This is a genomic window from Paenibacillus sp. B46(2026) (genome assembly GCF_056786355.1).
Map to the genome: position 1 here is coordinate 1,792,464 of NZ_CM165907.1, position 18,952 is coordinate 1,811,415.

32 protein-coding genes are annotated in these 18,952 nt (G+C 43.1%); all 32 read left to right on the plus strand.

Going from position 1 to position 18,952, the window contains the following annotated elements; all coding sequences use genetic code 11:
* Positions 1–46 precede the first annotated feature (46 nt).
* The 32 genes from AC1S8V_RS08165 (at position 47) to AC1S8V_RS08320 (ending at position 18,794) form a co-directional block, all read left to right on the plus strand.
* Positions 47–529 (plus strand): GNAT family N-acetyltransferase, encoded by a 483-nt coding sequence (locus tag AC1S8V_RS08165; protein ID WP_482073197.1) that lies wholly within the window; start codon positions 47–49, stop codon positions 527–529.
* A 32-nt stretch (positions 530–561) separates the two neighbouring features.
* The gene (locus AC1S8V_RS08170; protein WP_482073198.1) at positions 562–852 is read left to right on the plus strand and encodes a hypothetical protein; all 291 of its coding nucleotides are present in this window, start codon (positions 562–564) and stop codon (positions 850–852) included.
* A 33-nt stretch (positions 853–885) separates the two neighbouring features.
* A complete protein-coding gene (locus tag AC1S8V_RS08175; protein ID WP_482073199.1) occupies positions 886–1,389 on the plus strand; it encodes a DUF4188 domain-containing protein in 504 nt (167 codons plus the stop codon).
* 25 nt (positions 1,390–1,414) lie between these two features.
* Positions 1,415–1,915: a hypothetical protein gene (locus AC1S8V_RS08180; protein WP_482073200.1), complete on the plus strand. Its 501-nt coding sequence runs from the start codon at positions 1,415–1,417 to the stop codon at positions 1,913–1,915.
* 205 nt (positions 1,916–2,120) lie between these two features.
* Positions 2,121–2,567 (plus strand): LytTR family DNA-binding domain-containing protein, encoded by a 447-nt coding sequence (locus AC1S8V_RS08185; RefSeq protein WP_482073201.1) that lies wholly within the window; start codon positions 2,121–2,123, stop codon positions 2,565–2,567.
* Complete coding sequence (locus AC1S8V_RS08190) at positions 2,564–2,974, plus strand: hypothetical protein (RefSeq protein ID WP_482073202.1); 411 nt, start codon at positions 2,564–2,566, stop codon at positions 2,972–2,974. The genes AC1S8V_RS08185 and AC1S8V_RS08190 overlap by 4 nt, the downstream gene beginning before the upstream one ends.
* A 15-nt stretch (positions 2,975–2,989) precedes the next feature.
* Positions 2,990–3,388 (plus strand): hypothetical protein, encoded by a 399-nt coding sequence (locus AC1S8V_RS08195; RefSeq protein WP_482073203.1) that lies wholly within the window; start codon positions 2,990–2,992, stop codon positions 3,386–3,388.
* A 494-nt stretch (positions 3,389–3,882) separates the two neighbouring features.
* Positions 3,883–4,161: a hypothetical protein gene (locus AC1S8V_RS08200; protein ID WP_482073204.1), complete on the plus strand. Its 279-nt coding sequence runs from the start codon at positions 3,883–3,885 to the stop codon at positions 4,159–4,161.
* A 59-nt stretch (positions 4,162–4,220) separates the two neighbouring features.
* Complete coding sequence (locus tag AC1S8V_RS08205) at positions 4,221–5,060, plus strand: P-loop NTPase family protein (protein WP_482073205.1); 840 nt, start codon at positions 4,221–4,223, stop codon at positions 5,058–5,060.
* Between the two features lie 62 nt (positions 5,061–5,122).
* Positions 5,123–5,260, plus strand: coding sequence for a hypothetical protein (locus AC1S8V_RS08210; protein ID WP_482073206.1), 138 nt, complete (start codon positions 5,123–5,125; stop codon positions 5,258–5,260).
* A 35-nt stretch (positions 5,261–5,295) separates the two neighbouring features.
* Entirely contained in the window at positions 5,296–5,793 is a 498-nt protein-coding gene (locus AC1S8V_RS08215) for a YcxB family protein (protein WP_482073207.1), read from the plus strand.
* A gap of 15 nt (positions 5,794–5,808) precedes the next feature.
* Positions 5,809–5,994 (plus strand): hypothetical protein, encoded by a 186-nt coding sequence (locus AC1S8V_RS08220; RefSeq protein WP_482073208.1) that lies wholly within the window; start codon positions 5,809–5,811, stop codon positions 5,992–5,994.
* 127 nt (positions 5,995–6,121) lie between these two features.
* On the plus strand, positions 6,122–6,691 hold the full coding sequence (locus tag AC1S8V_RS08225; protein WP_482073209.1) for a phosphoglycerate mutase family protein: 570 nt from the start codon (positions 6,122–6,124) through the stop codon (positions 6,689–6,691).
* A gap of 20 nt (positions 6,692–6,711) precedes the next feature.
* Positions 6,712–6,882, plus strand: a complete 171-nt coding sequence (locus AC1S8V_RS08230; protein ID WP_482073210.1) for a hypothetical protein — start codon at positions 6,712–6,714, stop codon at positions 6,880–6,882.
* An 11-nt stretch (positions 6,883–6,893) separates the two neighbouring features.
* Positions 6,894–7,409 (plus strand): nucleoside deaminase, encoded by a 516-nt coding sequence (locus AC1S8V_RS08235; protein ID WP_482073211.1) that lies wholly within the window; start codon positions 6,894–6,896, stop codon positions 7,407–7,409.
* Entirely contained in the window at positions 7,406–7,780 is a 375-nt protein-coding gene (locus AC1S8V_RS08240; RefSeq protein WP_482073212.1) for a hypothetical protein, read from the plus strand. The genes AC1S8V_RS08235 and AC1S8V_RS08240 overlap by 4 nt, the downstream gene beginning before the upstream one ends.
* Positions 7,781–7,821: 41 nt before the next feature.
* Positions 7,822–8,364, plus strand: coding sequence for a GNAT family N-acetyltransferase (locus AC1S8V_RS08245; RefSeq protein ID WP_482073213.1), 543 nt, complete (start codon positions 7,822–7,824; stop codon positions 8,362–8,364).
* Positions 8,365–8,384: 20 nt separating this feature from the next.
* Positions 8,385–9,050: a Type 1 glutamine amidotransferase-like domain-containing protein gene (locus AC1S8V_RS08250; protein WP_482073214.1), complete on the plus strand. Its 666-nt coding sequence runs from the start codon at positions 8,385–8,387 to the stop codon at positions 9,048–9,050.
* Entirely contained in the window at positions 9,043–9,936 is an 894-nt protein-coding gene (locus AC1S8V_RS08255) for a PhzF family phenazine biosynthesis isomerase (protein ID WP_482073215.1), read from the plus strand. The genes AC1S8V_RS08250 and AC1S8V_RS08255 overlap by 8 nt, the downstream gene beginning before the upstream one ends.
* Before the next feature lie 40 nt (positions 9,937–9,976).
* Positions 9,977–10,429, plus strand: coding sequence for a GNAT family N-acetyltransferase (locus tag AC1S8V_RS08260; protein ID WP_482073216.1), 453 nt, complete (start codon positions 9,977–9,979; stop codon positions 10,427–10,429).
* Between the two features lie 25 nt (positions 10,430–10,454).
* Positions 10,455–11,045 carry an HD domain-containing protein gene (locus tag AC1S8V_RS08265; RefSeq protein ID WP_482073217.1) on the plus strand — a complete coding sequence of 197 codons (591 nt, stop codon included), beginning with the start codon at positions 10,455–10,457 and terminating at the stop codon, positions 11,043–11,045.
* Positions 11,046–11,178: 133 nt separating this feature from the next.
* The gene (locus AC1S8V_RS08270) at positions 11,179–11,958 is read left to right on the plus strand and encodes a hypothetical protein (RefSeq protein ID WP_482073218.1); all 780 of its coding nucleotides are present in this window, start codon (positions 11,179–11,181) and stop codon (positions 11,956–11,958) included.
* 138 nt (positions 11,959–12,096) lie between these two features.
* Positions 12,097–12,777 carry a zinc dependent phospholipase C family protein gene (locus AC1S8V_RS08275; protein WP_482073219.1) on the plus strand — a complete coding sequence of 227 codons (681 nt, stop codon included), beginning with the start codon at positions 12,097–12,099 and terminating at the stop codon, positions 12,775–12,777.
* A 98-nt stretch (positions 12,778–12,875) separates the two neighbouring features.
* Positions 12,876–13,298, plus strand: coding sequence for a YhfM domain-containing protein (locus tag AC1S8V_RS08280; protein ID WP_482073220.1), 423 nt, complete (start codon positions 12,876–12,878; stop codon positions 13,296–13,298).
* Positions 13,299–13,325: 27 nt separating this feature from the next.
* The gene (locus AC1S8V_RS08285; RefSeq protein WP_482073221.1) at positions 13,326–13,886 is read left to right on the plus strand and encodes a GNAT family N-acetyltransferase; all 561 of its coding nucleotides are present in this window, start codon (positions 13,326–13,328) and stop codon (positions 13,884–13,886) included.
* A 133-nt stretch (positions 13,887–14,019) separates the two neighbouring features.
* Positions 14,020–14,517: a PH domain-containing protein gene (locus tag AC1S8V_RS08290; RefSeq protein WP_482073222.1), complete on the plus strand. Its 498-nt coding sequence runs from the start codon at positions 14,020–14,022 to the stop codon at positions 14,515–14,517.
* Positions 14,514–16,067, plus strand: a complete 1,554-nt coding sequence (locus AC1S8V_RS08295) for a PH domain-containing protein (protein WP_482073223.1) — start codon at positions 14,514–14,516, stop codon at positions 16,065–16,067. The genes AC1S8V_RS08290 and AC1S8V_RS08295 overlap by 4 nt, the downstream gene beginning before the upstream one ends.
* 314 nt (positions 16,068–16,381) lie before the next feature.
* The gene (locus tag AC1S8V_RS08300) at positions 16,382–17,158 is read left to right on the plus strand and encodes a Cof-type HAD-IIB family hydrolase (protein WP_482073224.1); all 777 of its coding nucleotides are present in this window, start codon (positions 16,382–16,384) and stop codon (positions 17,156–17,158) included.
* A gap of 109 nt (positions 17,159–17,267) precedes the next feature.
* Positions 17,268–17,438: a YHYH domain-containing protein gene (locus tag AC1S8V_RS08305; RefSeq protein ID WP_482073225.1), complete on the plus strand. Its 171-nt coding sequence runs from the start codon at positions 17,268–17,270 to the stop codon at positions 17,436–17,438.
* A 35-nt stretch (positions 17,439–17,473) separates the two neighbouring features.
* The gene (locus tag AC1S8V_RS08310) at positions 17,474–18,136 is read left to right on the plus strand and encodes an HAD family hydrolase (protein WP_482073226.1); all 663 of its coding nucleotides are present in this window, start codon (positions 17,474–17,476) and stop codon (positions 18,134–18,136) included.
* 69 nt (positions 18,137–18,205) lie between these two features.
* A complete protein-coding gene (locus tag AC1S8V_RS08315) occupies positions 18,206–18,730 on the plus strand; it encodes an NUDIX domain-containing protein (protein WP_482073227.1) in 525 nt (174 codons plus the stop codon).
* Positions 18,693–18,794 (plus strand): RsiV family protein, encoded by a 102-nt coding sequence (locus tag AC1S8V_RS08320; RefSeq protein ID WP_482073228.1) that lies wholly within the window; start codon positions 18,693–18,695, stop codon positions 18,792–18,794. Before AC1S8V_RS08315 ends, AC1S8V_RS08320 begins: the two co-directional genes overlap by 38 nt.
* Positions 18,795–18,952 lie beyond the last annotated feature (158 nt).

An 18,952-nucleotide genomic window follows, 5' to 3' on the forward strand; every position in this document is an offset into this window, starting at 1 on the left:
CTGACTTATTAGAAGATAACTATATTGAAAGGAGCGGTGTTCGGAAATGGAAAACTCAATTCGTTTGGCTCTTTATCATGAGCAATATGACCAAGATTTGGATGATTTCGCTCTAAAAGGAGATCAGCTTCAGTTTACTGCAATGCCTGCGGATGTGATTGAGGAAGCGATTCAAAATCCGGACAAAGATCCGATGGTTATCCTTCATGAAGAGAAACCTGTTGGATTCTTTATATTACATAAAAATTCTGAATACGTTGAAGATAAAGATGCGTCTCATACCATACTGATACGCGCACTATCCATATCGATGGAACACCAAGGAAACGGGTATGCGAAGGCAGCAATGAAGGCATTGCCTGAATTTGTTCTCCAGCTCCATCCGGAGATCAATGAGATTATTTTAGCTGTAAATGAAGGGAATATTGCGGCACAACAGTTATATATGAAAGTGGGTTTTCTTGACAGGGGCGTACGAAAGATTGGCATCCATGGTCTCCAGTTAATCTTACATCATAGAATCGCATAGAGGAGGACGGCAATGGAGCCACGGAGGTAACCATGACCATCCAGACCGAACCTGGAGAATATCGATTCCGGATCAAGAAACGTTCGCAGGTAATCGTTCAATTCATGGTGTATGAGATGAGTGATAACTTTAGCATGGAAGCCGTCACAGAGGGCCATTTACTTATGTCCGAGGAGTTAACTTTGGTCAAGTTGACCAAGCTGTTCTACAGAGAACTAAGCAAAATGAAGGAAATGGTACCGGAGGAATATCACAAACGGTGGAGTTTTGATTTCCCCATGGATGCCTATGAGCGGATAGGAAGGGTCGTCCAGATCCGATGAAATCGAATGTTTTTGACGAGAAGGAGGGGTGACGTGCCGAACATATATAAGGGAAGATACTCAGCTCAGATTGATGGAGAATTTGTTGTTTTTATCATTGGAATGAGGATCAATCGTCTGTGGGCTATCCATAAATGGCTGCCTGTCTTAAAGTCCATGGGTCCGATGATTAAAGAACTCTATATGAATCCGGAGACCGGATTTCTGAGTACAGAGTATTTTATTAGCTGGCGTGGGGTGACGCTACTACAATACTGGCGTTCTTACGATGAATTGGAGAAATACGCACGGGGCGGATTACACTTGGAAGCTTGGAAAAAATTCAACCGATCCATTGGTTCCGATGGAACTGTAGGGATCTATCATGAAACATACAAAGCTCAGTCAGGTTCCTTCGAGACCATATACGCCAACATGCCAAAATTCGGATTAGCTAAAGCGTCTGAACATGTGCCTTCGACAGGCGGGATGGAGACATCCAGACGCAGAATGGGCGGAGAGAATGACCCGGCAGTGGAAGCACCAGAGAATCCTTAAAGTGGTGAAAAGAAAGGAGCATGTTATGAAGGTTAAACTTCGACCAGAAGATATATATTCAAAGCAACTTAGCTGGCTGTGTATTGAACCGATGCTTGTTTCGGTACGGGGCAGAGATATGGCAGCCAAAACAGAGATATACCGAAAGTTACATGAAGGGCAACAAGCTTTATTTCTGTTCTATTCCTATCACAATCACACGAAGAGTCTGGCAGAGTTTTATTGGTTTTCGGCATATAACATCATTGAGATCAAGAGTTGGCATGGCATTAAAAAAGGAATACACTTTTTTTGTATAGATAAGCTGGTGACTGTATTGGACCAGATTGAAAGTCTCATTACGGACAAAAATAAAATGGGTGAAGAGTGGCGTGAGGTGCTAGCAACGGATCTGGAGAAGGACCCAATCCTGCTCCAGAGAACAGAGGCATTGTATGCTACCTATCAGACTGTGGCACAAGCAGCTATAACACACATGAACAAGATGATCCTGCAAAATCAGGAGATGTATCTGGAGGTTGAGTAGGTTAAGGCAGCCCTTGATAAAAAAGAATAGCTCATGCCTCGAATACTCTGGATGAGTACATAAAAGAACTGCTCCTATGGAGTGGTTTTTTTATTGTCTACGTAATGCCGATGCAACAAACCTGCAAAATCATGCAACAAAACGCAATACAGTGGGATTGTCATAACTATGCTTGTAATATGAGTTGTGAGAGGAGGGGCAGCACATGAAAGTCATTTTTGAAGAGGACACAGCAATTGATAAAAGGGTGGCTAAGGTCATAACTCATCCTGCGGAGAAGTCGAAGTGGGATCGGATTCAGAAAGCGATCGGCCAGTCGGAAACCCAACTAACGGTCATTCATGCCAAGAATAATCGCAATATACAGATCCAACTGAGCTCAGTGGTCGCCATTGAGTCAGAGGATCGAATGTGTTGTGTACGTGTAATTACAGGCGAGAGATACTTGCTCAACAAACGTTTAAAATTTGTAGAAGAGGATCTGGATGACGTTCATTTTGTGAAAATCAATAATCAAACGATCATCAATACGCGGTACATCACCGCATTCTCTGCAACAGACCATGCTCGGATTAAGGTAGATCTGAGCGATAGCTCCAGTTACTTTGTCAGTCGATTTTATATTAAAAACTTTAGGGGGAAATTATCATGATGACTCAACTTAGACATTCTTTTTTTCAAGTATTTACTATAATGACGCTATGGATCACGCTTTTGGCAACAATATTCTTTGGTGATCTGCCCATTCAGATGTCCTATTTATGGAATATAGCGGGTATTGCTTTCATAGCAGCTGTGTTGTTTGGAATGATGTATAACATGCTGTGGAACTATTTTACGTTAAAACCGGTATGGAATATCGTCATTTCTTCCACATTCAATATTGCAGGAGGTATGGCGATGGTATGGTTATTCTCGGTAGACATGTTCCAGTTCATCGCTCCCTGGTTCCCCGGCATGTGGTTGTTATCTATCGTGCTGCACGTCATCGCTTTTTATTTTTATGCTAGAATGGATAGCAGGAAAAAAGCGGAAGAGTTAAACAACATTCTGAAGTAGGCAAGGTGTATACGTATGAACGAGGAAGAACTGCTGGAGCTGTACGGGGTGGAACCTGACGAGGTATACTGGGAGGCCATCCGACAGCTGCTTCACCAAGAGATGGAGAACCGAAACTCAGCGGATAACGAAGTTCTGAAACTGTTGTGCATCATGTTGTTCTGTATCGGAAATGTAGAGGACACTGAACTGATCTGGCAGGCCAAACAAAAGAATCAGGATACGAGCAGTTATATTGATGTGCAATTATTATGTGGTGCAGGGTATGAGGAGACATTGTTTTACCTGGAAAATATGGACGGGGAACAGGCGCACAAGGAGTTGCTTTACCTTCAACAGTGCGAGCCGTATGATTTTGTTGATTTCTCCAAAACGGAATGGGTCTCGGATTATAAGCGATATTATAGTGTTTGATATATGAACATACTCTCAACCAAAAAGTCCTGCTGATAACCACGCTCTTTGCATGATGTAACTCGTGCAGAGAAGCGTGTTTTTTGCGTGAAAAGCGATAGAAACAGAGATGGTTTACTTCGATTATTCGCAAATTCCACATTATGGGTTATGATGTACCTTGAGAGAAAATTTTACATACATAGGAAGTCTTCGTTCTAAATATAAGGCATTAAGGTCTTTACCAGGGGAGTGTTATCCATGATTAAATGGAGGGCTGATTATGAAAAAGTTAACCGTAGTTTCATTATTGTTTGTACTTCTGGTGGCCTGTCAGAACAAGGGAAACACTGAAGATGCACAGCAATCAATAGAATTACTCGGCTCAAAGTGTCACAGAAAAAGAGACACAACAAGATGAAGAAATATCGACATCCCAAGAGAAGGAAGACATCCCACCAGAGTATCTCGATGAAACAAACTATACCGGTGACAAATTGGAGATCGTCAAACTTATGAATGCCCGTATGCGTTATTTATACGAAAGGGATGAAAAGCGATATATGAGTCTTGTTGATCCTCAAGCTCCTATATCAGGTATGGGAAGATACAAAGTTCTCAAGGTTACTTCTATGAGCGACATAACCATACAGGAGCAAAGGAAGCTCTATCAGGCAGTGGTGATGGTTAACGAGTTAAAAGAGAACGACGAAGAGTATAGCATTACGATGGTGTTTTGGAAAAAGAAAGAAGATGGCGATTCTGCGCAATGGGTTATTGCAGATATTGATTAATAACATAGTGTCTGACACATGGAAGATCCATATCTTCACACAAAATAAAGGGTGATGTAATGATGGCTAGGCAATTAATACTGATTGAAGGATTACCGGGTTCAGGCAAGTCAACGGTTGCCAAAATGGTATCCGAAATCCTGATAGGACAAGGCAAGGAGGCACAACTATTCCAAGAAGGGAACCTGGATCACCCTGCTGATTACGAAGGCGTTGCTTTTTATCATGCTGGAGACTTCGAGGCTTTATTGAGCAAGCATGAAGATTACAGAGAAGTTCTCGAAAGTAATGCGATTGCCTATGATCAAGGTTTTCTGATCCCATACCGTAAGATGAAAGAACAATTGGGAATAGAGCTTCCCGATCACATTGTACAGGATATTTTCAGCCGAGATATTTACGAAATTCCTTTTGAGCAAAATGTTAAGCTGATCACCGAGAAGTGGCGAGATTTCACCCAAAACGTGTTAAGCACGAATGATGACTGCATCACGATATTTGAGTGTTGTTTTATCCAGAATCCACTAACCATGGGTCTTGTAAAATGCAATCAATCCAAAGAGCAGAACGTGCAGTATGTATTGGGACTTGGGCGTATCATTCATGCTCTGAATCCGCTTCTCATCTATATCGACCAGAAAGATATATCCTATACCTTTGATAAGGCGGTCAGTGAAAGACCAAAAGAATGGTCAGAGGGATTCATTAATTATTATACGAACCAGGGTTTGGGGCAGGCACAGGGTTATCAGGGTGTTAAGGGTACGGTACAGGTTTTGCAGGAAAGAAAGAAGCTGGAGTCCGAGATCTATGGCTTAATTCAGATGGATAAGGTATGGCTGGATAATTCGGATTATGACCTAGAGGTTTGTAGGCGCAAACTAGAAAAGATTCTGTAATAATCGTACGGTGCTAGGATCATCGAGAGCTGGTGAATAAAACAACATGAAAAAAACGTTATTTGAGCTTAGACTCATTTTTGGAAGCGGCAGCCGAGTGGGGGCAAGAGTCGGTAGATGGATTACTCCATTACGAGAAGCGGGATAACCCATGGAAGAGATGTGCTCAGATCATAGATATGGGCAAGATTTATGAGTGAATTGATAGATTATACAAGTGGAGGGAATTAGTAACATGATGCGTATTCATCTGACAGAAGAAGATTACTGGCAAATGAACAAATTTGCGATGTTTAAACTGTATGGGAAAGGCGTGCTGATCGCTGTATGTGTGCTGCCTGTGGCTATTGCCATAATATTTAGACAATTAGATTTTTCCTGGGTACAAGCCATTATTGCTGCGCTGCTCTGCAGTACATTTGCCAATGTTATGACGTACATAAGAACCAAAAAGAAAATTAAGAAATTGGCACGTGAGAGCAAGGGGATACTGGGTGATCATCAACTTGAAATCTCAGAGCAGGAGATTCGCTGGAGCAATGATATGACTTCAGGTGCAACGCAGTGGAAAGGTCTGGAGAGCTTCAATGAGACAAAAGACTATTTCTTTATTTTCATTAATAAGGCAAGTGCGCATGTGATTCCAAAACGATCTTTTGAAACTGAGACGGAAGCAGTTCAGTTTGCAGAACAGGTCAGAACATATATGAAAATTGCTCATCATAATACATAACGGAGGTTTATTTTCATGGCGTTTTTTGAAATAGTATTCATTGTTGTAACGGCTCTATTGTTAGTTATCGGTGCAAAAACCAAACGTAAATCATTGGTTAGATGGGGCATAGCCAGTTTAATTTTATTACTCGTACTCATCATTCCGTCATTCATCATGGGATTCATGGATGGATTGTCCGATGGATGGTCAGCGAGATGAGTAATTCAGAAAACAAAAATATATCGTATGAGCAGCAAAACAACAAATTCAACTTTCGTGTGGCAGGTATTGACTAACCTTCATGATGTGAAGTTCATCCAATATTATATTGAGGAATAGAGGGCTTATGGACATTACATTTATTCGTCATGGTCATGGTGAACACTTGATGGATTACCCTTACCAATTAAATTGCCTGCACCCCGGCCTAACTGAGTTGGGGAAAAGTCAGGTTATAGCGTTACGTAAACAAGTGGTTTTTGCGCCTGAAGACGTCATTTTGATTAGTCCAACGAAACGTACGATTGAAACAGCACTCCTTCTAATCCCTAATAAAAATCTTGCGTTCTTCAGCCCGCTGGTTGGCCCAAGAATGTTTCCTCAGAATTCGGAGTTTGTTCCTTTCGTCTGCGATCAGATCTATACGAAGGAAGAACTCAGCAATCAGTATACTGACATAAGAATGGTTGAATTGGGATTGGATTGTTGGGAAGAAAGTATTAATCAGATGGATGCACGTCGATTCAAGATATTAGCTGAACAGCTTCTTGAATGGTGCAGGAAACAGAGTGGCAATACCTTTATCATTTCACATGACGGTACGATATCGAACTACAGGATTTTACTCGGAGAAAAAGGGTTAACCAAAAGTGATTTTCTTGGTGAAGCAGGGCATTACACAATCAGGAACTTTTAATGATTAAAGGAGATCCCATCATGACTCATTTTCCTAATGTAGAGACTGTACAATTGTACCTCAGAGAGTTAACCCTAGCGGATCGGCAGGTTGTATATGAACATTTCGCTGAACCCGATGTAACCCGGTTTATGGATATTGAGCCTTGTCGTGACGTAATCAGTTTTATAAGCGACTATAACTGCACTTAGGGGGATTTTCAATGAAGTTATCGGATTATGACTATCTAACTTTGGCTCTGGAAGAAGCAGAACAATCACTTATCGAAGGGACGTATCCGATTGGTGCGATAATCGTGGATATGGATGGGAATGTCGTGAGTAAAGGCCGGAACCGAGTCTTCTCTGATTGCGACCCCACCGCACATGCTGAGGTGGATGCCATTCGTCGGGCAGGAAAACATTTGCTGGATGTAGAGAAGAAGAGATTCACGAAGAAGAAAGACTTGACGCTTTATACTACCTGTGAGCCTTGTCCCATGTGCTCTTGTACCATTTTAATGTCGGGGATTAAAAAGATTGTATGGGCAGCGGATGATGAAGAATACGGTGGGCTTCGACGTTTCAAGGAAGGGCCTCATTTTATCCATATGTTCGACACGCTATCCTGTGTTGCAGCACCCTATCTTGATCTGGAGAACAGACAGAGGGCTTTGCTCGCCAAATGGAACATTGGTAGAGGTTTGCCTAATACAGAGTGGGAGATTCCTAAACAATGAAATCTATTCCGTTCGCTATACTCTTAGCCAGTGTCATTTTAGGTATCTCGTTTATTATTGGCTGTATATTGCTAACGACTCAGGAGAGAAATAGTGAACTGACTCAGGCAGCAGAGCAAGATGTACCTATTGATAAAGCATTAATGACGATTCAAGAAACTGCCGAATATCTGAGTATGACTGAAGAACAGGTGATGAGTATTATTAAGGCTGAGCAAGGGAGCTTTACGGTGTCAGGTTTCTTTGATGGGAGAATGTTTCCGTTCATTAAGGTTCAGGATAATTTTTTTATTAGTAGAGTGGAGTTGGATTTGTGGGTTCAGGAAGCATCTGCAAGTCACAGAAGATATATTAATGGGCAGATGCAGTAGTCTATGGGAAAGATGGCATAATCCAAAGGGGATGAATTCACATGGAATTCGTGGGAGAGAAGGTAAGAATAACAACAGTCACAGAGCAGGACCTCGACTTCATATGTCAACTTGAATGTGACACAAATATATGGAGCTTTGAGGAAACTGTTGAAACGGATGAGGAAAAGGTCTGTGAGAAATATCGCAACCATTTTGCTGTCACAGATGAGAAACCGTATGCCTATGATTTCGTTATACGCCGCTTGAATGATCCGGAGGACACACCCATCGGTATCGTTCAAATGTGGAGTTATGTGGATTACCGAAAAAGCTGGGAACTTGGATTCGCAGTACTTTCGGAATGTTCAGGTAGAGGATACGGGAGTGAAGCTACCCGACTTTTGCTACAATTTGCGTTTCAAGAGTTACAAGCTCATAAGGTCGTTGGCATGTGCAATTCACAAAACGTTCGCTCAGCCGCACTGATGCAGCATGTGGGTATGTCACGAGAAGCCGTCTTCAGGGAAGAACTATGGTGGAACAATCAGTGGACAGACCAGTATTTTTTCTCGATTTTGGATAGAGAGTTTAAGCCAGTCTAATAGGTGGGGGAGGAAATCAGATGACTACGTTGGTTCTGCTAAGTGATTTGGTATTCGAATCTAACGATAAATTGGATCAGAGAATACGAAGCTTATTCAACAGTGGACAGCCTTCCATCGGCTATATTCCTTCATGTTCTGATCCGGAGCGGAAATATGTTGAGCACACCAGACGTTACTACAACCGATTAGGTATCGATACTATGCATTATTATGATCTCGATATGGAGTATGAGGAGAATACATTTGGCTCTATTTTCGAATGTGATGCGATTCATCTATCCGGAGGAAATACGTTTTATTTTCTAAGTTTATTACAGAAGAGAAATGTGCTCGGTTTACTGCGGTCCTATGTGGAAGGTGGCGGCATTCTGATCGGGGTCAGCGCAGGCAGTATTCTGACTACACCTACCATAGATATAGCGGGATATGGGGAAGATGCTGATGAAAACAATGTAGATCTGAAAGATATGAAAGCACTGGGGCTTGTTGACTTTGAGTTTGCACCGCATTGGGATGGTTCGGAATATACCCTGAATTCATTAAGAGAGTATACGCGCGTTAACCGTACAACGGTTTATGCGTGCGAAGATGGTGGCGGTGTTGTAATTGATGGTGAGAGCGTAGAGTTATATGGAAATGTGCGTCTCATAGATTACAGAGAGAGTGGGTCTGTTGATGAGTAATATTACGGTCTATCATTATGATGCGTTCTCCACACTTCCTGGCCAAGGTAATCCTGCAGGAGTGGTTTTTGATGCTGATCATTTCAGTGAGACGGCGATGCAGCAGATCGCTTATAAGGTTGGATTTAATGAGACGGTATTTGTGTTGAACTCTGAAATAGCTGACGTCAGATTACGTTATTTTACGCCGGGTCATGAGATTAATCTGTGTGGTCATGCCACAATGGCATCACTGTATGGTTTGAAGACGCGTGGTATGTTGGGTGACAAAGAGTTAATCACGATTGAAACCAATGTAGGTATATTACCTATACGATTTGAGCGCAATGCCGACACCATTTACATGGAAATGAAACAGGATCAGCCGCAGTTTATACCATTCCAGGGTGATATCGAGAAGCTGGTGAACGCCATAAACCTCACTCTGGATGATGTAGACCTTTCTACTCCAATCGTTTATGGAAGTACAGGAACCTGGACGTTATTAATCCCGATTCGTGAACTGAACTCTTTTATGAAAATGAAACCGGATTCTTCCCTGTTCCCAGGAATTTTAATTGAGAATCCCAAAGCTTCCCTACATCCCTTTTGTTTCGAAACCCGTGATTCCGATGCGATGATGCATGCCAGACATTTCTCTTCACCTTACTCAGGTACGACGGAAGATCCAGTGACTGGAACAGCCTCGGGTGTGATGGGGGCTTATTATTTAACTTATGTGAAACCGGAGATCGATGAGGTACAGTTTGTGGTAGAGCAAGGACATGAGATTGGAAGAGATGGAAAGGTTCAAGTGAGTGTGATTCGGGATGGTGAGGATATGGATGTCAGAATAAAGGGGACAGCTGTTTTTGTGCGTGAACTGAACGTTGAATTGGACACCTGATCATATACGAAAGTAAAAAGCGCGAAGGGAGATTAACATTTTGCAAATTTTTGATATTCGGCAGAAGCCGGACGTACTGCAAGAGGCAGTACAGTATTTCTGGAAACAATGGGGCTCGGAATCAAGCTTCCACTTCTATCGGGATTGTATAGAGCGTTCTGTGGAGACAGAGAGTGATGTGCCAAGATTTTATGTGATGCTGGATGGAGAACGAATTATCGGTGGGTACGCATTATTAAGAAGCGATCTGAATAGCAGACAGGATCTCTTTCCATGGTTTGCGTGTCTTCATATTGATCCAGAATATCGGGGACAGAACCTGGGTGGACAACTCCAGACCCATGCATTGAATGAGGTGAAAGCAAAAGGGTATGACAAGCTGTATTTGTGTACTGATTTGACTGATTATTATGAAAAAAATAACTGGGCCTATATCGGTAAAGGATATCTGTTTGATGATGAAGAGACGAGAATCTATGAATATACGATTTGATTTCGGATATGAAGGAGGATGTGCTGTGAGCGAATCATTACAGGATCAGATTCAATTTCTCATTGAGATTGATAAACTAAAAACGATTGAACGAAAGACGAGAATTATGCATGGTGAGAGACTTGAAAATGACGCGGAGCATTCCTGGCATCTGGCGATGATGGCTTTGGTTTTACAGAGTCACGCCAACAAGGATGTGGATATTCTTAAAGTCATGAAGATGCTTCTCGTTCATGATCTGGTCGAAATTGATGCCGGAGATACTTTTGCCTACGATACGGTGGGGAATACGGATAAATATGATCGTGAACTCAAAGCGGCTCATCGGCTGTTTGGTATGTTGCCTAAGGAACAGGCTGAAGAACTACTCCAATTATGGTTAGAGTTTGAAGCAAAGCAGACTCCTGAAGCACAATTTGCCTCATCTCTCGATCGGCTGCAGCCTCTTATCCACAATCATCAGAATGAGGGAGATACATGGCAGAAATATAACATTACAAGTGATCAGGTATTAAACAGAAACCGTGAGATTGCGAACGGTTCCGAAACATTGTGGGAGTATGCGCAGCAGCTTATTCAGAAATCCGTGGATCAGGGAATCTTGACCAAATCATAAAAGTTTAGATGGGAGAGCGTTTTTAACGTTCACCATCTCACACTCGAACAGAATTATCATTTTTCTCTCAGTGTTTTATCTTTCCTGATCTAGTATGATTAACGCATCATTCCAGTAAAGAGAGGTTCATGACATGGATGCTTTTTTAGAGCAAATTAACGAGTTAAACGAGCTTCAGAAGGACTTGGTTAGCCTACATCCTTTGTTTGCAGAACATTATCCAGTGGTTGTAGCCTATGAAGCTTTATTATATATCTATGATTATTCGTCCAAAACGCAGCAATATGAATGGGTAAAGACGGTACCGGACGATTTATATATTCCAGATGAATGCCTTGCCGCAATGCCGGTGCATCATATGAACGGACGAATGTGTGCGATCGTAACGGACGCAGCGTTCAAAGATCTGGAGCAGAAAGTCTATCTGTTCCACGAATATGTTCATTGTTATGTATATGAGAAATATGATGAGCGGATCGTGAGCCGTCTCCAGATTAAGCATAAAATGGACCAACTGAAGCGCGTAACATGGGAACTGGATTATGAGTTTCCGTATGAAGATGAAATCGTTGTGGAGCGGATTAACTCATTGTTGTCTGCTTTGAAGAGTAAAGACCTAACGGAAATACAAACAGCTAGAAAGGCGTTGTTCCGTTCATTAAATGAAGAACAAGCCGAGTACTGGAGCTGGCTGGAGTGGAACGAAGGTTACGCAAGGTATGTTGAGAATCTAATTCGGGCAAAATTCGGACAGGAAAGCAATCATTTTGGAGATACAGCTCCGTTCAATCGTCTGGTATTCTATGAGTGTGGGTCGGAATATATTAGTCTGCTCGCAAAGGAACAGCCGGAGTACCATACGGATCTGGAGCAATTGTTTGACTGGATGCAATTGGAGAGAATTCAGGGATAGTCACATATTACACGGTGAAAAAAGCTGGAACATAGCGGAGTCTCACTATTCCAGTGACCTGTACGTTGCACCAGTAGGTTATATCGTTTCTTTTCCTAAGTATAGTAGAATACTTCCCGATCAAAGGAGATCAACTCTATGCCGTTACCCATGGTTCATCTCAATATTGCTAATCTGATTGCAGACTCGCTGCAAATGCAGGCTGATCGAGGTTCATTCTATCTGGGGAACATCGCCCCGGATTCCATACATATGCGCGAAGGTACAACCAGAGATGATAAGCAGTATACCCACTTCAATCCGGAGGACGAAGGAGATTACGCTGGACGACTTCAGGAACTCTACTCATCGTATATGCAACAACTCCTCGATGAAGGATGGAAGTGGTTTGTGCGAGGATACTTTATGCATGTGCTGACAGACTATTACTGGTTCCGGAGTGTGCATCCTGAATTCGTCGAACGGGTCAACAAGGTAGATCAACATACAGGCAATAGCAGATCGAAGGATGAACTAGCGCGTTTATATTACCAGGAGACGGACCAGATCGATTTCAATCTTTATCAAGGTTCAAGTTGGAGCGAAGAGGTATGGCAGGTGCTCAACAGTTCACCGGGTTATGACATGACGGATCGTTTAACTGCTGATGAGATTATTCGCTGGCGGGACCACACGTTTTCTTTTCTTAATGGGGAAGAACCGGGAATTACTCCTGAGTTCATTACGGGTGAGAGGGTTCAAGTATTTGTGGAAGAGACCGTAGAACGACTGATCGCTTTGTTGTCTTCATGGGACCCGGAGTTACGTAACTTGATATGACTATAGATAGTTAGTGCAGTTGAGTCATTAGATACTGTATTTATTACTTCTCTACTCATTACTAGTCTATTTAATACTAAGTCAGGGAGGCACGCAGTATGGTGAGATATGTAGGAGTGTTGCTCGTATTTGTCATTTCCACGTTCATTGCAGGGTGCAGCAAACCGGATGAACCGAATGCGGAAGAGGGGCTTCCTGTGCTAATCACCTTAACCTGTAATCCAAACCTCACCTTGGAACCATGCCAAGATGTTGAGTTTGATCGATCTGATGAGATACGGATCATGATGGAGGCCATACATAAGGCTGAGCGTTTGCCCGGCATTCTCGATTATGGTACACAGTACAAGATGAGCATAACAAATGTGGACAGCTCTATAACACGGTATGATTTTTCATTAGGAATGGATCCCAAGATGCAAGGGCTGTTAGTAAACCAGGAAGACACGCACACTGGGTATAGCATTCCTCTTGAGGATTCGAATCAACTAAGAAGACTGATTCAGCGACGTACAGATTAAGAAGGTATATGGAACGGAGAAGAACCTGTGGATGACAAAATTACTATTGAACCTTTGACGCGAACAGATGTAGATGGAGCGTATCAGGTGTTCGAGACAACCATTCCCGCAGCATTTGATCAGGAGGGAATAGGCTCGCTTCTGGATGATATTCAGGGTGAAATAACACATAAGAAAGCATTGATTCACACTGCATTGCTGTCAGATCACAACAGGGAAGCAAGTGTATTTTTCCTCGTCGCCAAAATGGGAGATGTTCTTGTGGGCACAATCTCGTATGGACCTTGTGGTGAGGAGATTCGAGAATGTACAGATGGCCGGCTGAACGATATCGGAGAGCTGGGTAGCCTATACGTTTTGCCCGAGGTTCAAGGTCTGGGGATTGGTTCGGCGCTCATTCTCGCCCTGGTTACTGAACTGCAGCGGCTGGGAATCCAGCAATTCTGCCTGGATAGCGGCTATCGAATCGCACAGAGGAAGTGGCAACGTAAATTCGGTGAACCCTATGTGGTGAAGAAGAACTATTGGGGAGAAGGAACAGACCATATGGTATGGCTGTGTGAAGTACAGGATTTTATAGTAAAATGAAATGAACAATAGAGATGGCGATCTGTACTGTACAGGGGTCATCTCTTTATCTTTCTGCATCGATCGTGGACGATTGTTCGTACAGTGTATTATGTGTGTTTTTATGTATCCCAAGGAAAAAAGGAGTGAACATATGTCTATCCAGTGGAATACACCCGAGCAACGGCTTTCCCCTCATGCGGTAAACCTGTGGAGAATAAGCGCCATCATATGGAATATGATAGGCATTCTGATCCTTGCCGTACTGTTAATACTCGACTCCATCTATGGATGGAAGACATGGATTGGTTGGATATTGTGGGGCGTTACGGCCATATCTGTGCTCTATGCGGTGTGGGATATTTTCATCCAGCCGTCATGGGTATACAAGCATTGGTACTATGATGTGAATGAGGAGTTCCTGCAACTGAAGCGTGGGGCGCTAACCAAGGTACATCAAATCATCCCTATGGCGAAAGTGCAATCGGTTACAACGAATCAGGGACCTTTGATGCGAAAATATGGACTCTATTCCGTATCGGTTGGCACGATGGGTTCATCGCATGACATTCCGGCCTTGCCAGAGGAAGTGGCGCTTGCACTCCGTCATCAGATTGCGTCCTATGCGCGGATTAATGAGGTGGATGAATGATCGAAATGAAACGACATCATCCATTAACCATGCTGTGGAGCTTGTGGAAACTGGTGAAGAATTCGTTCGCTATCGTCCTGTTTTTGTTTGTTTTTCGACAGGGCTCAGAGTCCCAATGGGTCTTCTATGGAAGAATCGCCTTTTATGTAGGTATCTCCATCAGTATGATTTCGATCATCTGGAAGTGGTTTACCTCTCGTTATACAGCAGACGATACGGCCTTTCATATCTACAGTGGTGTGTTCATCCGTACCCGAAGAACGATACCTTATACCAAGGTGCAGAATGTGAATCGTCAAACGACGCTGTTTCATCGCTTGTTCAGCGTGACGTCGATCCGATTCGAGACCGGAATTAAGGGAGAAGATGCTACCTTTCAGTTACACGTTGTTTCACTTTCCGAAGCAGAACAGCTGGAGAAAAAGGTAGCGGGTTATCTGGCTGAGGAAGCAGAAGCAGCAGAGGAACATGTTACGTTAGAGGTAGATGAGTCCATCGAAGAGGGAGAGGAGCAATCTGAACCTATTGTAACGGATGAAGTCATGTCACTACCTGTAAAAGAAAAACAGGAACGGGTTGTTCATTATCATTCCACTCGCAAGGACATATTGAAAGCATCCTTTACGTCACTTAGTTTTCTCGTACTGATTCCGGTCCTGGGTACGCTCTATTCCTGGGTGAAGGACTTCTTCCCTGATGAAGAAGTAACGGAAAGTTTGTTATTAACCTGGCTTGATTCCTGGTGGATTGCCGGTTTGATGATTGTAGTTTTATTGATCATATCTATTGCTCTGGGCATAGTCAGAACGTTTGTGAAATATGGAAACTTCCAGATTACCTCGGATGCCAAGCGGATCTATATCACGAAGGGCATGATGGAGCAAACGTCATTTTCAATCCTGAAAGAGCGAGTCCAAGCCGTGAAAATTACACAGTCTCCGATGAAAAGGCTGCTTGGATTAGCCGAAGTAGAATTGACTACTGCAGGTAGTCTGGGAGAATCCGATCAAGAGGTGAACTCACTCTATCCATTCTTGCCTGTGAAGCAAGCCTACACCATGATTGAGGAGATTCTACCATCCTATAGGGTTACGCAGGAGATGGAAAAACTTCCACGAATATCATTATGGTTGCGCCTGCTCAAACCAAGTTGGGGATGGATCATGATCACGGGTTTACTGTGGTATTTCAAACCATTCGTGTTTGGACAGAAGCATGCCTGGTGGATGATTTCGGCGATTCTGTTCGTGTGGATTGCAACATGCAGAGTGGTGGACTTTTTCCATACCCGATACATGCTGAATCAGAATTTCATTCAACTTCGTACCGGCGCGCTCACGTCAACACTCTTCATCTCCAAACGTGAGAAAGTCATCGAAGTACAGATCACCCGTAATGTGTTACAACGCTGGTTCGGGGTGGCTTCCATTCATACGGTAAACCGTGCCAAACCTGTTCTGCATCATCGGGCACACGACATCCCCCTGGATACGGCGGAATCATTTCAGTTGTGGTATATGGGACGTACCCAAGATGTCCAGACCCGTTAACCGCAAGAGCAAGTGCAGGATGACCGCATCAGGTTATTCTGTACTTGTTCTTTTTAATTGAGGAATTGTATCAATAAGGAGGGGGTCAACGTGAGTAAAAGGAAAAAAATTATATCACTGACGATCTTGATCACTCCCTTGCCATAGTCAAATTCAAGGATGAGCCTGATGTCGAATATATCTATTTTGCTCATAATGATGTTCTGCAATTTACTCACCGCATTTCGGAAGAAGCACAGAAGAAGGGCAAGACGAAGTCTGATCTGAAACATTTCGTACCCATGAGCGACCAGGAGTAGAGGAGGAAGAACATTTTGATTAAAGCCGTGTTCTTTGATGTGGACGGTACATTGCTGAGCGAAATAGATCGGAGTTTATCACCAAGTACAGCAGAGTCGATCCAGGAATTGATTCGGAAAGGGATTCAAGTCGTACTTGTCACAGGAAGGCCCTATAATTTATGCGAAGAATTCAGAAATCTGGGAATCAATACGATCATTTCAGCTAACGGAGCATTGATCAAAACCGGCGATGAAGTAATACATAAGTCTGTACTTTCTACACAGATGGTTAGAGAATTCAGTGGTTTTGCTGAGTTACATGGGCACAGTATTTCATATTTTACAGAGTCCTTCGAGATGAACGGGTTGTGTACAGCAGATGGTCGTGTTGCTGAGGCATTGCGAGATACGCTGGGACTGGCGGATTCCCCACAGAAAATCAGTACGCTGGAACAGGATGTATATTGCATCTGCTTATATGCGGATGAGGCAGAGACGGAGAAATTTCAATCCAGATTTCCTTCATTACGATTCGTGAGATTCCATCCGTATGTAGTGAATGTGCTGGAAGTGAGCGAAGTCAGCAAATCTATAGCAGCAGGGAAAGTTCTCGACTACCTGAAGATAACCAGAGATGAGATGATGGCCTTTGGGGATGGGGAGAATGATGTGGATCTGCTAACATATGCGGGGATTGGAATTGCTATGGGAAATGGCGGAGAGCGGATTAAACAAAGCGCCGATTATGTCACCCTGCGGGCAAGTGAAGATGGAGTCACCCATGCATTGAAACAATTTAAGATTTTATAAGAATGGATCGGCTAAAAAGATGAAGGATATCCCAATTGTGGATTTTCATGTAGAATGATATAGCACGTATTAAACCCTAAAGTATAGGGTGTAGATCGAAGGGTGACTTATGAAAAAGCTTGTTATTGTAATCCTGTCTATCGTCGTACTTGTCGGTGTATCCTCTTCCGCTTATGCTCATCCAGGCAGACTGGATAAAAACGGTGGGCATAACTGTTCAGCCAAATCCAAGCAAAAGGGGCTGTGCACGGGCTATCACTATCACAAAAAGAAAAAATAAGACTGTTTCACATTCTTGAACTGGGGGGAAGAGTGATGGATCATATTAAAGCCGTTATTTTTGATCTGGACAATACAATTCTGAACAGAACGATGACCTTTGACGGCTTCGCTCGGAGTTTGATTAAAACCTATTTTGCCCATCTTGAGTCCACGGGGGATATTCTCATAAGAATCATTGAGCTCGATGAAGATGGTTATAAGGATAAACGTATGTTGTTCAACGAGTTGTTGCATGAACTGCCTTGGGCAGAGCATCCGCCGCACGCGGAGCTTATGGAGTTCTATGGCAGAGAGTATGTGAGAAGTTCAGTTCTGATGGAACAGGCGCGAGAAGTCGTTCAGCATCTTCGGGGGAAATATCGAACTGGGTTAATTACCAATGGGCAGACCAATATTCAGTATGGGAAAATCGATCAACTCGGTATCCGGGAGGATTACGACCATATTATTGTTTCAGAAGAGGCCAGAGTTAAAAAGCCTGATCCACGCATATTTTGGCTGGCGTTGGATCATTTCGGTCTAAGCCCAGAGCAATGCATCTACATTGGCGATCATCCGGTGAACGATATTGAAGGAGCAGCAAGCGTAGGCATGAGCACCATCTGGATGAAGGTTAACCAGCCGTGGCAGGATAGCATTACGTCGGGTCCTTTACATACGATTGAGCATCTAAGTGAGTTGAAGAAACTGCTTTAGAAGACGGTTAGACAAGTAGATACCTATAATCACAGTCTGGAAAGCGAGGAACATATGGAGATTAGACAGATGGCTACAGCATTTTTGAGTCATGGCTCAGACATGCTGATGATGAAGAAGGCAGGCAGCAGACTGTTTGATTTTGAATTTTGGGGTGGCATCGGCGGGCATCTGGAACAAGGGGAACTGAACGCGCCCATGAGCGCCAGCTATCGGGAGATTGAAGAAGAGACCGGGTTCAAGCAAGAGGATGTCGAACACTTTCGGCTTCGATATATTCTGTTGGAAGTTAACGGTGGTGAGATTTGGCAGCAGTTTGTATATTTCGGAGAGGCTACGCATCGACATTTTGTGCCCTCCGATGAAGGAGAGTTATTCTGGATACCACTGGATGGGGTGCTGGACTTACATTCGTCTATTCTGATCAAAGCAACGCTCAGGCACTATTTACAACACCCGGGAGCGGAGGACATCTGGATTGGCAACGTTCAGAACGGAACAGGCCTAAAGGGCAGTCCACAGGTAATATGGAACAGAATGCAAGAAACGATATCATTTGAGCCTAAGGATCGTCATCCGATTCCATCCTTATGAGGTTGCACCCTACGCTAAAGGATTTGTAGATATCAAAGTCCCATACAGTAAATTCAACCAATAGATCGTATGCAATAAAAGACATGTTCCAGTTCGATGAGGTCATGTCTTTTTCTATATACATCATTAAAAATATTCTAAATAATTCCATCATTTTCTGACATTTTATAGTATATTAAGAGTGTCCAGGAGGTGAGTGATGAGATAATCCATGTCGTTAAT